Annotated in this window: 12 protein-coding genes; 6 read left to right on the plus strand and 6 right to left on the minus strand. The window is 57.5% G+C overall.

All coding sequences use genetic code 11. The annotated features are described in order from the left end of the window. The first annotated feature begins 70 nt into the window (after positions 1-70). Positions 71-676 (plus strand): OmpW/AlkL family protein, encoded by a 606-nt coding sequence (locus ACRZ9U_RS16135; RefSeq protein WP_170404039.1) that lies wholly within the window; start codon positions 71-73, stop codon positions 674-676. Positions 677-723: 47 nt separating this feature from the next. Here the strand turns inward: ACRZ9U_RS16135 and ACRZ9U_RS16140 are convergent, their stop codons facing one another. The 3 genes from ACRZ9U_RS16140 to ACRZ9U_RS16150 form a co-directional block, all read right to left on the minus strand. Next, the gene (locus ACRZ9U_RS16140) at positions 724-1887 is read right to left on the minus strand and encodes an isovaleryl-CoA dehydrogenase (RefSeq protein WP_170404042.1); all 1164 of its coding nucleotides are present in this window, start codon (positions 1885-1887) and stop codon (positions 724-726) included. 163 nt (positions 1888-2050) lie between these two features. Further along, a complete protein-coding gene (locus tag ACRZ9U_RS16145; protein ID WP_170404045.1) occupies positions 2051-3241 on the minus strand; it encodes an aminotransferase class I/II-fold pyridoxal phosphate-dependent enzyme in 1191 nt (396 codons plus the stop codon). A 39-nt stretch (positions 3242-3280) separates the two neighbouring features. Continuing rightward, the gene (locus tag ACRZ9U_RS16150) at positions 3281-3952 is read right to left on the minus strand and encodes an HAD-IA family hydrolase (RefSeq protein WP_170404048.1); all 672 of its coding nucleotides are present in this window, start codon (positions 3950-3952) and stop codon (positions 3281-3283) included. A gap of 134 nt (positions 3953-4086) precedes the next feature. Between ACRZ9U_RS16150 and glmU the strand changes: the two genes are divergently transcribed. Genes glmU through ACRZ9U_RS16165 form a run of 3 tightly spaced genes read left to right on the plus strand, consistent with a single transcriptional unit; the run spans position 4087 to position 7956 of the window. Beyond that, positions 4087-5439 (plus strand): bifunctional UDP-N-acetylglucosamine diphosphorylase/glucosamine-1-phosphate N-acetyltransferase GlmU, encoded by a 1353-nt coding sequence (glmU, locus tag ACRZ9U_RS16155; protein WP_170404051.1) that lies wholly within the window; start codon positions 4087-4089, stop codon positions 5437-5439. Positions 5440-5442: 3 nt separating this feature from the next. Beyond that, positions 5443-7266, plus strand: a complete 1824-nt coding sequence (gene glmS, locus ACRZ9U_RS16160) for a glutamine--fructose-6-phosphate transaminase (isomerizing) (RefSeq protein WP_170404054.1) — start codon at positions 5443-5445, stop codon at positions 7264-7266. A gap of 6 nt (positions 7267-7272) precedes the next feature. Continuing rightward, positions 7273-7956, plus strand: a complete 684-nt coding sequence (locus ACRZ9U_RS16165; RefSeq protein ID WP_170404057.1) for a DNA alkylation repair protein — start codon at positions 7273-7275, stop codon at positions 7954-7956. Here the strand turns inward: ACRZ9U_RS16165 and ACRZ9U_RS16170 are convergent. Next, complete coding sequence (locus ACRZ9U_RS16170) at positions 7944-8357, minus strand: hypothetical protein (protein ID WP_170404060.1); 414 nt, start codon at positions 8355-8357, stop codon at positions 7944-7946. The genes ACRZ9U_RS16165 and ACRZ9U_RS16170 overlap by 13 nt on opposite strands. 91 nt (positions 8358-8448) lie before the next feature. On the opposite strand from ACRZ9U_RS16170, the gene moaA reads away from it, so the two are divergent. Then, positions 8449-9456: a GTP 3',8-cyclase MoaA gene (moaA, locus tag ACRZ9U_RS16175; RefSeq protein ID WP_170404063.1), complete on the plus strand. Its 1008-nt coding sequence runs from the start codon at positions 8449-8451 to the stop codon at positions 9454-9456. Between the two features lies 1 nt (position 9457). Further along, the gene (locus tag ACRZ9U_RS16180) at positions 9458-10756 is read left to right on the plus strand and encodes a 3-deoxy-D-manno-octulosonic acid transferase (RefSeq protein ID WP_170404066.1); all 1299 of its coding nucleotides are present in this window, start codon (positions 9458-9460) and stop codon (positions 10754-10756) included. Between the two features lie 74 nt (positions 10757-10830). Here the strand turns inward: ACRZ9U_RS16180 and ACRZ9U_RS16185 are convergent, their stop codons facing one another. Together ACRZ9U_RS16185 and ACRZ9U_RS16190 are read right to left on the minus strand one after the other, a co-directional pair. Next, positions 10831-11994: a M20 aminoacylase family protein gene (locus ACRZ9U_RS16185; RefSeq protein ID WP_170404069.1), complete on the minus strand. Its 1164-nt coding sequence runs from the start codon at positions 11992-11994 to the stop codon at positions 10831-10833. A gap of 17 nt (positions 11995-12011) precedes the next feature. Continuing rightward, positions 12012-13175 carry a M20 aminoacylase family protein gene (locus tag ACRZ9U_RS16190; RefSeq protein WP_170397097.1) on the minus strand — a complete coding sequence of 388 codons (1164 nt, stop codon included), beginning with the start codon at positions 13173-13175 and terminating at the stop codon, positions 12012-12014.

Below are 13175 nucleotides of genomic sequence, written 5' to 3' on the forward strand. Positions count from 1 at the left end.
GATGCAGATCAGAGCATTTCTGCGCCGCGGCATCCAAAACATCGGCATCAACGCAAGCAAAGGCACGAATATGACAAAGAAACTCGCCGCTTTGACCCTTTCTACCGCACTTGTCGCTCTGGCTGCCCCAGCCTTCGCCCAATCCCAAGGCGATTGGACAGTCGGTGTTGGTGTCGGCTATCTGGACCCCAAATCCGACAATGGGACTCTGGCCGGGTTCGACGCCGAAATCGACTCGGACACCCGTCCGATTTTCACCGTCGAATACTTCGTTCAGGACAATCTCGGGATCGAGCTCTTGGCCTCGACCCCCTACAAGCATGACGTCACTCTCGGTGGCAGCGTTGACGCGGGCAGCGTCAAGCATCTTCCGCCTACTCTGTCGCTGAACTATCACTTCCCGACCAATAGCGCGTGGAAGCCCTATGTCGGCGCCGGTCTGAACTACACCATCTTCTTCGAGGAAGACTCGCCTTTGGGCGATCTCGATCTGGACAACTCCTTCGGCGTTTCTCTGCAGGCCGGTCTGGATTACATGGTCACGGAAAAAGGCGCGGTGCGTCTGAATGTGCGCTGGTTCGACATCGACTCGGACGTCAAACTTGACGGCAACGACATCGGCACCGCCGAAATCGACCCGTTCCTGATTGGCCTGTCCTACGTTCATCGTTTCTGATCCAATCGCAAAAAGCCCCGTGGTTCAATGAACTGCGGGGTTTTCCATCACAACATCTCGTTCATCATTTCGCGCCCAATCAGCATGCGGCGGATTTCGCTGGTGCCCGCGCCGATCTCCATCAGCTTTGCATCTCGGAAAATCCGGCTGACTGGCGAATCCGACAGGAATCCGGCACCACCCAACGCCTGAACGGCTTGATGCGCCTGCACCATCGCCTGTTCCGAGGCATATAGGCAGCACGCTGCAGCATCCTGACGGGTTACATCCCCGCGGTCGCATGCCTTGGCAACTTCGTAGACATAGGCCCGCGCCGAATTCATCGCTGTGTACATATCCGCGATCTTGCCTTGCATGAGCTGGAAGCTCCCGATCGGTTTTCCGAACTGCTTACGCTCGGCCAGATAGGGCATCACTTCATCCAAGCAGGCGGCCATGATCCCGGTTCCAATACCCGCAAGAACCACACGCTCATAGTCCAGACCGGACATCAGAACGGCTACACCCCGCCCTTCTTCGCCCAGAACATTCTCGAACGGCACTTCAACATCTTCAAAGATCAACTCAGCGGTGTTCGAGCCGCGCATGCCAAGCTTGTCGAAATGAGGCGAAGTCGAAAACCCGGTCATCTCTTTCTCGATCAGAAAAGCCGTGATCCCCTTTGACCCGGCGTCCGGATCGGTCTTGGCATAGACGACCAGAGTGTCTGCATCCGGCCCGTTGGTGATCCAATATTTGTTGCCATTCAGCCGATAGTGATCGTTTCGCTTTTCTGCACGTAGCTTCATGGAAACCACATCCGACCCAGCCGAGGGCTCGGACATAGCCAACGCCCCGACGTGTTCACCCGAAATCAGACCGGGCAGATATTTTTTCTTCTGCTCTTCTGTTCCGTTCAACTTGATCTGGTTCACGCACAAGTTCGAATGCGCCCCGTAGGACAAAGATACCGAGGCCGAGGCGCGCGCCACTTCCTCAACTGCCACCGTATGCGCCAGATAGGACATACCGGCCCCGCCATATTCTTCAGGGACTGTAACGCCCAACAAACCAAGCTCACCCATCTCTTTCCACAGCTCATTCGGAAAGGCATTGGACGCGTCGATCTCGGCCGCCATCGGCTTGACCCGTTCCTGAGCCCAGCGGTGCACCATCTCACGCAGGGCGTTCACGTCCTCGCCCAGATCGAATTGCATTGTGGCCATAAACATGCAGGGCTCCTCCGATTGCATTAATGAACAAGCGTTCAATAATCAGATAGCAGCGTTTCCTCCTCGGGTCAATGACGACACGCAGGCCAACGCAAAACGCCGCCCGGCAAGGGGCGGCGTTTTCAGATAAATCGAGCGTGCGCTGAGAGCGCACTCCGCTGGACTATGACTGATAGACAGCGCTGACTTCAGCCCGGATAATGCGCGCAATTTGGGCACAATCCTCTAGCGAGAAGGTCAGCGGAACGCGCATATCCATGATCCCGGCCAATATCCGATCACTGACCGGCATCGGGGCGCTGTCGGCATAACGCCAACTGTCATAGCGTGATGTAAATCCCGACGGTTCAGCCCCCCCGAACCACTTCAGTTCAACCCCGCGCGCGGCGCAGCGCTGGATTACCTCGGCAATGCGCTCGGGTGTCCAGTCCAGCAACAGGAATTGTATCGATGAACCGACATAGGTCTCAGCATCAGGCCGCTCCACCATCGTCAAACCCGGCGTTTCACGCAGGCCATGCTCAATCACAACATAGCGTTCATTCCAACGCTGTACCTGCCGATCAAGATCACGCAACTGCGGACGTAAGATCGCTGCACGCAAATTATCCATCCGACCCGAGACATTGGGGGTTGTGTATTTGATCTGCTCGAACACCTCCGGCCCGGGCGCGGCCAGATGGCGTTCATACAGCATATATGAGCCAGAGAGCATCGTTGCCTTGGCCGCCAGCTTCGGATCATCCGTGATCAGCAACCCGCCCTCGCCCGAATTGACATGTTTATAGGTCTGGCACGAGTAACATCCGATGGCCCCCTGCCGCCCAGACAGCTGCCCGCGCCAGGCGGCACCCATGGTATGGGCGCAATCTTCGATCACGATCACACCCGCCGTATCACACGTCTGCATCATGCGATCCATATCGCATAGATGCCCTCGCATGTGGCTCAGCATCAACACCTTCGCCTGATCCAGCTTGGCCTCAAGATCATCCAGATCGATGGTCAGGGCTTCGGTCACACCAACAAAGACCGGCTTTGCCCCAACCGACGCGATCGCCCCGGGCACCGGGGCCAGAGTGAACGCGTTGGTCAAAACCGGATCGCCCGACTTAACCCCCACCGCCCGCAGAGCTGTGGCCAGAGCGTAGCCACCCGACGAGACCGCCAGACAGTATTTCGCTCCCATCTGGGCAGCGAATTCCTGCTCCAACAAAGCCGTCTCGCTCAACTCGCCAGGGGCAACATTGTAGCGGTGCAAACGACCATGGCGCAAAACGGCCAAGGCAGCCTCGATCGCCTCTTCGGGAATGGGTTCTTGCTGGGTGAAATTACCTGTGAATGTCTCAGTCATGAATCCGTTTTTATGCTGAGTGTTAAGCGGGTCAAGGGATCAGGCCGCCGCTCCGATCAAATCGGAGACCAGTTTCGGTAAATCATCAAAATGATGCAACAACGCCTCGGGCTCCAGCGCAGCCATCTCATCGCCCGACGGGCCGAATGTCACCAGTACCGACGGCACTCCCGCAGCCCGCGCCGTATTTCGGTCGGTATCTGAGTCGCCGATCAATACGCAGTGGTCAGGGTGCCCTCCGGCGCGACGCGCTGCTTCGCGTAACGGTTCAGGGTCGGGTTTCCGCACCGGTAATGTGTCTGCACCGATCAGTGAAGCAAAGTGATCACGGACACCCATCCGGGTCAGCAGCAAATCAGCCAGGCCTTCGGGCTTGTTGGTGCAAATCCCCACGCCATAACCTGCATCTTTCAGTGTTTCGACGGCTTCAAGCGCACCGGGATAGAAATAGGTATGCGTATCGATCGCCTGCCCATAGACGTCCAAAAAGACCGGATAATAGGCTTCGACAACATCCGCATCATAGGCGCCGACCCGCTTCAATCCATGGGACAACATCAAGCGTGCACCGCGTACCGATACCGCCGCATCAAGCTCGGGCGACAGAACATCCCCATGACCCATCTCGCGAAAACAATGGTTTGCAGCGGCCAGCAAATCACCAGATGTATCCGCCAAAGTTCCATCCAGATCAAAGATTACCGTTCGCATGCTCACCTCCTGAACCGGCGGGATTCCGCCATGTCGTGTTGCAAACGGCAATCTTCTTTGATGGCTGAACCGCTTGCGCCTTTGCCCACAGCGGATAAAACGGGCGGCGACAAAACAAAAGAGAAAACGATTTCATGAGCACTGCCCTTGTCATTCTTGCCGCCGGAAAAGGCACAAGGATGAACTCTGATATTCCCAAAGTCCTGCATCCGATCGCTCAGGCTCCAATGCTGGTTCACGCCATGCGGGCCGGTGCTGTCCTGTCGCCCGAGCGCACGGTGATTGTTACCGGCCACGGTGCGGAAGCAGTCGCGTGTGTGGCTGAAGCCGAAGATGAAAACGCCAGCATTGCGGTGCAGGAAGAACAACTTGGCACCGCACACGCGGTTGCGCAGGCGCGTGCAGCGCTGGAGGGCTTTCAGGGGGATGTGGTCGTCCTCTATGGTGATACCCCGTTTCTACAGCCCGACACCCTGCAGCGGATGATCGAAGCGCGCGCAAAAAACGATCTGGTCATTCTAGGATTCGAAGCTGCAGACCCCGCCCGTTATGGCCGCCTTGTGATGAACGGAGATGCCTTGGAGCGGATCGTCGAGTTCAAGGATGCCACAGATGAAGAGCGCACTATAACCTTCTGTAACTCAGGACTTTTGGCATGCGATTCCGAGACCTTGTTCTCACTGATCGATGCAGTTGGCAATGATAACGCCTCGGGTGAATACTATCTGACCGACGTAGTCGAGATCGCCCGCAGCCAAGGGCTGTCCGTAACTGCGGTTGCCTGCGACGAAGCTCAGACGCTGGGCATCAATTCGCGCACTGACCTGGCGGCTGCTGATGCGGTGTTTCAGGTGCAAGCACGGTCTGCATTGCTGGATCTGGGGGTCACTCTGATGGCCCCTGAAACCGTGTATCTGGCCGCAGATACCGTCATTGGCCGCGACACGGTCATTGAACCCAATGTGGTTTTCGGCCCCGGAGTGACCGTGGAAAGCGGCGCAACGATCCGGGCGTTTTCACATCTCGAAGGCTGCCATGTCAGCCGAGGTTCGGTGGTCGGACCCTATGCCCGGCTGCGTCCGGGTACAGAGCTGGCTGAAAACGCCAAAATTGGCAACTTTGTCGAGATCAAAAATGCCGAAATCGCCGAAGGCGCAAAGGTGAATCACCTTAGCTATATCGGCGACGCTTCGGTCGGGGCGGCGACCAATATCGGCGCGGGAACTATCACATGTAACTATGATGGCGTGATGAAGCATAAAACAACCATCGGGGAAAACGTGTTCATTGGATCGAACACGATGCTGGTGGCCCCGGTCACTCTGGGTGATGGCGCGATGACCGCCACGGGGACCGTAGTGACCAAGGATATTGAGCCAGACGCATTGGCCGTAGCGCGTTCCAAGCAGGAAAACAAACCCGGCTATGCGCGTAAATTGTTTGAAATGTTGAAGGCGAAGAAGGCTCGCCGCGACAAAGGAGCCTGAGTTATGTGTGGAATTGTTGGTGTTCTGGGCAGTCACGAAGCTGCCCCTATCCTGGTCGAAGCACTGAAGCGGCTTGAGTATCGCGGTTATGACAGCGCCGGTATCGCGACTGTGAACGATGGAGCTTTGGGCCGTCGGAGGGCTGTCGGCAAGTTGGTGAACCTAAGCGACCTTCTGGTTCACAACCCCCTTCCAGGTAAATCCGGTATCGGTCACACACGCTGGGCCACCCATGGTGCCCCATCGGTTAACAATGCACATCCGCACAAGGCCGGGCCTGTCGCCGTAGTGCACAACGGCATCGTTGAAAACTATCGTGAACTGCGGGCCGAACTGGCCGATAATGGGGTCGGTTTCGTGACGGATACCGACACTGAAACCGTCGCCCTGATGACGGAACGCTACATGTCCGAAGGGCTGTCTCCGGTCGACGCCGCGTTTAAAACCATTGATCGACTCAAAGGTGCATTTGCGCTCGCCTTTCTGTTCGACGGTCAAGAAGACCTGATTGTTGCGGCGCGCAAGGGCTCGCCCCTTGCAATTGGTCACGGCGATGGTGAGATGTTTGTTGGGTCTGATGCGATCGCGCTGGCCCCCCTGACGGATCGCATCACCTATCTTGAGGAAGGCGATCGGGCGGTTCTGACCCGCACTTCGCTTGAGATTCGAACCGAATCGGGAGAGCTTGCCAACCGCGAAATTCGGCAAATTCAAATCGATCAGACCCGTGCCGACAAAGGCGGCCACAAGCATTATATGGCCAAGGAAATTGCCGAGCAGCCTGTTGTGGTGGCCGAAGCCATCCGCTCGTATCTTCCGACCGGAGGCGATCAGGTTGTATTGCCCGGCGACGGTCTGGATTTCACCAAGCTGGACCGTCTGACCATGGTGGCCTGCGGCACGGCATTCTATGCTTGCCTGACGGCAAAATACTGGTTCGAGCAGTTGGCCAAGATGCCGGTTGAAGTCGATATCGCCAGCGAGTTCCGCTATCGTGAGCCTCCAATCTCGGACCGGACGTTGGCGCTGTTTGTAAGCCAGTCGGGCGAAACCGCCGACACGCTTGCTGCCCTGCGCTATTGCGAAGGCAAGGCGGACAAGATTGTCTCGGTCGTGAATGTCGCGGAAAGCTCGATTGCGCGCGAAAGCGATGTGGCGTTGCCGATCCATGCGGGCGTCGAGATCGGTGTTGCCTCGACCAAGGCGTTCACCTGTCAGCTTAGCGTGTTGCTGATGCTTGCCCTCAAGGCCGCTGCAGATCGAGGCACGCTTAGCGATGAAGAGATCGCCGATCACGCGGCCGCCCTTCGCGGTTTGCCGACTGTTCTGAATGCTGCGCTGGATCAGAACGACGCTATTCGCCAATCCGCCCAACGCCTGTCCGAAGCGCGCGACGTGCTGTTCCTGGGCCGTGGCCTCATGTACCCGCTGGCGATGGAAGGCGCGCTGAAACTCAAGGAAATCAGCTATATCCACGCCGAAGGCTATGCCTCGGGTGAGTTGAAGCACGGCCCCATCGCCCTGATCGACAAGCATATGCCGGTTGTTGTCATGGCACCACGCGACGCAGTTTTCGACAAGACAGTTTCAAACATGCAGGAGGTGATGGCGCGCAAGGGCAAGGTTATCCTTGTCTCGGATGATGACGGTATCGCTGAGGCAGAAGAAGGAGTTTGGAGCACGATCCGTATGCCACATGTGCACACCAGCCTTGCCCCGATTCTCTATTCGGTGCCCGCGCAATTGCTGGCCTACCACACGGCGGTGGCCAAAGGCACAGATGTTGATCAGCCCCGTAATCTGGCAAAATCCGTCACGGTTGAGTGATCGGGCATGCGAGCCTATCTGGATCAGATCAAAGCCCATGCCGATCCTGAACGCGCAGAACAGGTGGCGGCCTACCATAAGGTAGACCGCCCCTATCTGGGCGTTCCGAACCCGGTTTTGAATGATCTGACCAAGGCTTGGCGGCGCGAACTTGAAGTCATCGACCGCATCGCTGTCGCCGATGGCTTATGGCAGACCAACATTCATGAAGCGCGGGTCGCGGCAGCAAAGCTGCTGACCCAAGCCCGTATCCGACCGGATGACGCGGTGTGGGACCTGCTGCAAGGCTGGCTACCGGATTTTGACGCCTGGGCCGTGGCCGATCATGCCTGTATGGCGATGCAAAAGCGTCTTTCGGCTGATCCAACCCGGCTGGACCAGGTCGAACGTTGGACCACGTCGGGCCACATGTGGACCAAACGCGCCGCGCTGGTCGCCACCTTGCCCTGGACCAAACAGAACCATCCCAAACCGGAAGACCTGGCATGCCGCGACCGTATACTCGGCTGGGCTGCCACGTATGTCTCCGATCGGGAATGGTTTATCCAGAAGGCCATCGCATGGTGGCTGCGCGAATTGTCAAAGCATGATCCAGAGCGCGTAGTCGCGTTTCTGGAAACGCACGGCGCAAACATGAAACCCTTTGCCCGCAAAGAGGCTGGGAAATACCTGCGCGCTCAGTCGGAATAGACTTCCAGTTCCACCAACTCGTCATATGGCACCAACAGCGCGCGCATGGCTTCAAGCGACAGCCGTCCGCCACCGCCTTCGGGGCCTGGTGCGGGAACAAGCGTCACATAGGCCTGCGCACCCGTGCGCGGCACAACCACGCGGCCGTTGATCTCAGTTTGAACCAGAGGCGTCTGCAACCAGCGCCCCGGTGTGTTGGGATCGCCCAGCCCGGCAACGGTCGTTTTGGCGCCAGACCACCCTGCGGCAGCCACAGGTTCAGGAGTTACCTCCGTCGCCTCTGCTGTAACGGGTTCAGCCGCCGTCTCGTTGGATGAACTTCCGAACACCCGATCCGTCGTGGACCGAACGGCATCGCAACCGGCAACGAGGCTAAAAGCTAAAACCAAAGCATATTTCATAACACAAAACCTAGAGCGCTGCGCCTAACTGTACCAGTCCAAAACGCAGATGGCACTTGCCGCGAACATGCCTCCGCTTTACCTATGAGCCATGACAGCTCCGCTAATAGACCCGTTTGCCCGCGCCATCACCTATCTTCGCGTCTCCGTTACGGATCGCTGCGATTTCCGCTGCGTCTACTGCATGTCCGAAGATATGAAGTTTCTTCCCAAGAAAGACCTTCTGACTCTGGAAGAGTTGGATCGTATGTGCACGACTTTCGTCAATTTGGGCGTCGAGAAATTGCGCATCACCGGGGGCGAACCACTGGTTAGGCGAAACATCATGTCATTCTTCAACAGCATGACCCGACATCTGGACAGCGGCGCCCTGAAGGAGTTGACGCTGACAACCAACGGATCACAATTGCACCGATTTGCGGATGATCTTTACGCAGCGGGCGTGCGGCGCGTGAATGTATCGCTCGATACGCTGGATGAAGACAAATTCGCCAAGGTCACCCGATGGGGCCGCCTGAAACAGGTGCTGAACGGCATTGACGCAGCGCAGAAGGCTGGCCTGCGGATCAAGATCAACGCTGTCGCTCTGAAAGGGTTCAACGAGCCCGAGCTACCCAAGATCACCGAATGGTGTGCCGAACGTGATATGGATCTGACCTGGATCGAGGTGATGCCCATGGGCGACATCGGCAACGAAGACCGGCTGGATCAGTATTGGTCGCTCAAAGACGTCCGCAAGGAATATCAGAACCACTATACGGTCACTGATCTGGCCGAACGGACAGGTGGTCCGGCGCGGTATGTCAGGCTTGAGGAGACCGGTCAAAAGATCGGTTTCATAACGCCACTCAGCCATAACTTCTGCGAAAGCTGCAACCGCGTGCGCCTGACCTGCACTGGTGAGATCTACATGTGCCTTGGCCAGGAAGATATGGCTGATCTGCGCGCACCCCTGCGCGATCATCCCGATACCGAGAAACCGTTGGAAGACGCGATCCGCGCAGCCATCAATCTCAAGCCCAAGGGCCATGATTTCGACTATTCCCGGCAAGCCGTCGACGGTCAGATGAGCCGCCACATGAGTCATACGGGCGGCTGAGATGCCCGATAGATCCGCGCAGCCGACGCTGCTGTACAAACTGTACTGCGGTCTCATATCTATTGCCGAACCCCTGATTTGGCGGAAAGTACGCAACAAACTGCACGCTGCGGGTGTTCCCGAAAGCCGCCAGCAAGAACGGCTTGGCCATGCCAGTTTGCCGCGCCCAGATGGGCAGCTGATCTGGTTTCACGCGGCCAGTGTGGGTGAAAGCCTATCGGTTCTAAGCCTGATCAACCGTCTGGGGCAGCGCCTGCCGAATGCTGAGTTTCTCATCACCTCAGGCACCCCGACCTCGGCGACGTTGATTGCTAAGCGCTTGCCTGCCCGGACGCGCCACCAGTATCCGCCATTGGACAGCGCCGCTCCGGTGCGCGAGTTTCTGGACCACTGGAAACCCGATGCAGGCATCTTTGTAGAAAGTGAAATCTGGCCCCGGCTGATCGTAGAGGCCGCAAATCGCGGCACGCCACTGGCGCTCTTGAATGCCCGGCTATCTGACAAATCAGTGGATAGTTGGAACAAGCGCCCGAACACGGCGCGCTTCATTCTGGATCATTTCAAGGTATTTCTGACCCAGAACGACAAAACCGCCGCTAATCTGATCGCAATTGGTGCCGACGCGAATCGCGTACAGCCCGGCACCAACCTCAAGGCCATGTCTGACCCGCTGCCCGTAAATCAGGATGTCCTGACCGAAACCCAAGCGCAGATAGATGGTCGCCCGATATGGATTGCCAGTTCGACCCATGCAGGGGAAGAAGAAACGGTTCTGGCAGCCCACAAAGCGTTGCTACAGCGCTGGCCCGACCTGCTATTGCTGCTGATCCCTCGCCATCCGGAGCGTGGAGACGACGTTGCTAAATTGGTGAGTGATGCTGGTCTTTCGCATGCACGACGCAGCGCTGACCAACAGATAGCATCAGACATACAGGTCTATGTCGCGGATACATTGGGTGAAACTGGAACCTGGTACGCCCTCTGCCCCATCGTTTTCCTAGGGGGATCGCTGAAAGAGATCGGCGGCCATAACCCGTTTGAACCGGTTCAGGCGGGGGCTGCGGTGATCACCGGCCCTGGTTATTTCAATTTTGCCGAGACATTTGAGCCGCTCATCAAAACGGGCGGCGCCGTCCGGATCAACTCGGCCAACGCATTGTCAGATGCTGTCACCCTCTGGCTGTCGGACAAAGCCGAACTGCACACCGCTCGAATGGCAGCCGATGCCTGCGTGAAAACACAGAGTTCGGCGTTGGATGCGGTGATCGAAACGCTCTGCTCCCGCCTGTCTCTCGGCTGACAAAACACACCGATCCCTCGTCATCTGGCTAAAAATACCTCGGGGGTGTGGGGGCAGAGCCCCCACCCTTCCGATCAAGCAGCAGGCATCCGCTGCTCAACAATCTCGGCCCACCAACTACACCCGGCAGGAATGGCCTCGTCGTTGAAATTATACTCGGGATGATGAACCATGGCCGTATCGCCATTGCCCACCAGAATATAAGCCCCCGGACGCTCTTCGAGCATAAAGGCAAAATCCTCACCCCCCATGACAAGGGGCGCCTCGTCACAGCTGCCCGAGACCGATTTCGCCACCTCGGCCGCGAAATCGGTCTGCTCGTCACTGTTCACCATCACCGGATAGCCACGAATATAGGTCACATCCGCCGTGCCACCAAAGGTCGCTGCAACTCCTGCGCAAATCTCGTTGATCCGTTTCTCGGCAAGATCGCGCATCTCTTTGCTCATGGTGCGTACGGTGCCTTTGATCTGCACCGTTTGCGGGATCACGTTGAACGCCTTCGAAGAAGTCTCGAACGACGTCACCGATACCACCACCTGATCAATCGGATCAGCATTACGCGAGGCAATCGTCTGCAGCGCCAGAACCGCCTGCGCCGTCATCACGGTTGTATCCACGGTCTCCTGCGGTTTCGCGGCGTGGCCACCGCGTCCTTCAAAGGTGATGTCGAACTGATCGGTCGCGGCAAAGAACGAACCCGGACGGATCGAGAAACTGCCGACCGGACGGCCCGGCCAGTTGTGCATGCCGTAGACTTCCTGAATATTCCAGCGCGCCATCATGCCGTCTTCGCACATTTCGCGACCACCGCCGCCACCTTCTTCAGCGGGCTGGAAGATGACCACTACAGTGCCGTCAAAATTACGCGTTTCCGAAAGGTATTTCGCCGCCCCGAGCAGCATCGCCGTATGTCCATCATGGCCACAAGCATGCATCGCCCCATCGGTTTTCGAGGCGTAATTCAACCCCGTCGCCTCGTGAATCGGCAGCGCATCCATATCAGCACGCAGACCGATGACTTTGCCACTCGAGTCTGATTTGCCCTTGATCACACCGACAACCCCGGTGCGACCGATCCCGGTAACGACCTCGTCGCAGCCGAACTCTTTCAGTTTGTCCGCGACCAAAGCACTGGTGCGGTGGGTTTCAAACAGAATCTCGGGGTTTTCATGAATATCCCGTCGCCATTCGGTGATTTCGGCCTGCAATTCGGCAAAGCGGTTCTTAACTGGCATGTCTTCTCTCTCCTAATTCAAGCCGCCGGCATCCGGCGCTCGACCATTTCGGCAAACCATGAGCATCCCATCGGGATGATCTCATCGTTGAAATTGTATTCAGGGTGGTGCAGCCCGGCGCTGTCGCCATTGCCCAGCACGATGAAGGCCCCGGGGCGTTCTTCCAGCATGAACGAGAAATCCTCGCCCCCCATCACCATCGGCGCTTCATCACAGCTGCCACCTACGGAAATGGCGGCCTCAGCGGCAAATTCCGTCTGTTCTTCGGCGTTGATCGTCACCGGAACTCCACGCGTGTAGGAGACTTTGACAGTGCCACCGAAGGTTTCAGCAATACCCTCAGCCACCTCGCTTAGCCGCGTCTCGATCAGGTCGCGCATTTCGTTCGAATGCGTTCGTACAGTACCGCGCACCTGCGCCGATTGAGGGATCACATTGAACGCTTTGGATGAGGTCTCGACCGAAGTCACAGACAGAACCGCCTGTAAAATAGGGTCCGCGTTACGCGACACGATGGTCTGAAGTGCCACGATCAGTTGCGACAACATCACTGTAGTATCAATTGTTTCATGCGGTTTCGCCGCGTGGCCGCCTCGACCTTCCAGATGAATGTCGAACTCATCCGCAGCCGCCAGCAGCGGGCCAGACCGGATCGCGAACTGCCCCGTCGGCACACCTGGCACATTGTGCATGGCATAGACTTCCTGAATGCCGAACCGATCCATCAGACCGTCTTTGCACATCGCCTCGGCCCCATTGCCGCCTTCTTCCGCTGGTTGGAAAATCACAATGGCCGTGCCGTCGAAGTTCCGCGTCTCAGACAAGTATTTCGCCGCGCCCAACACCATCGCCGTATGGCCATCATGGCCACAGGCATGCATGGCGCCATCGGTTTTCGAGGCATAATCAAGGCCCGTCTGCTCCTGCATCGGAAGCGCGTCCATATCGGCACGCAGGCCGATCACACGACCCTGCGTGTCGGTCTTGCCCTTGATCACGCCAACAACACCGGTGCGGCCAATGCCCGTCACAACCTCATCGCAACCGAACTCTTTCAGCTTTTCAGCCACCAAGGCGCTGGTGCGGTGGGTGTCATAGAGGATCTCAGGATGTTGATGAATATCCCGCCGCCAACCGGTGATTTCTTCGTGCATTTCGGCAAGTCGGTTCTTGATTGGCAT

This window comes from Ruegeria sp. D7, assembly GCF_056534355.1.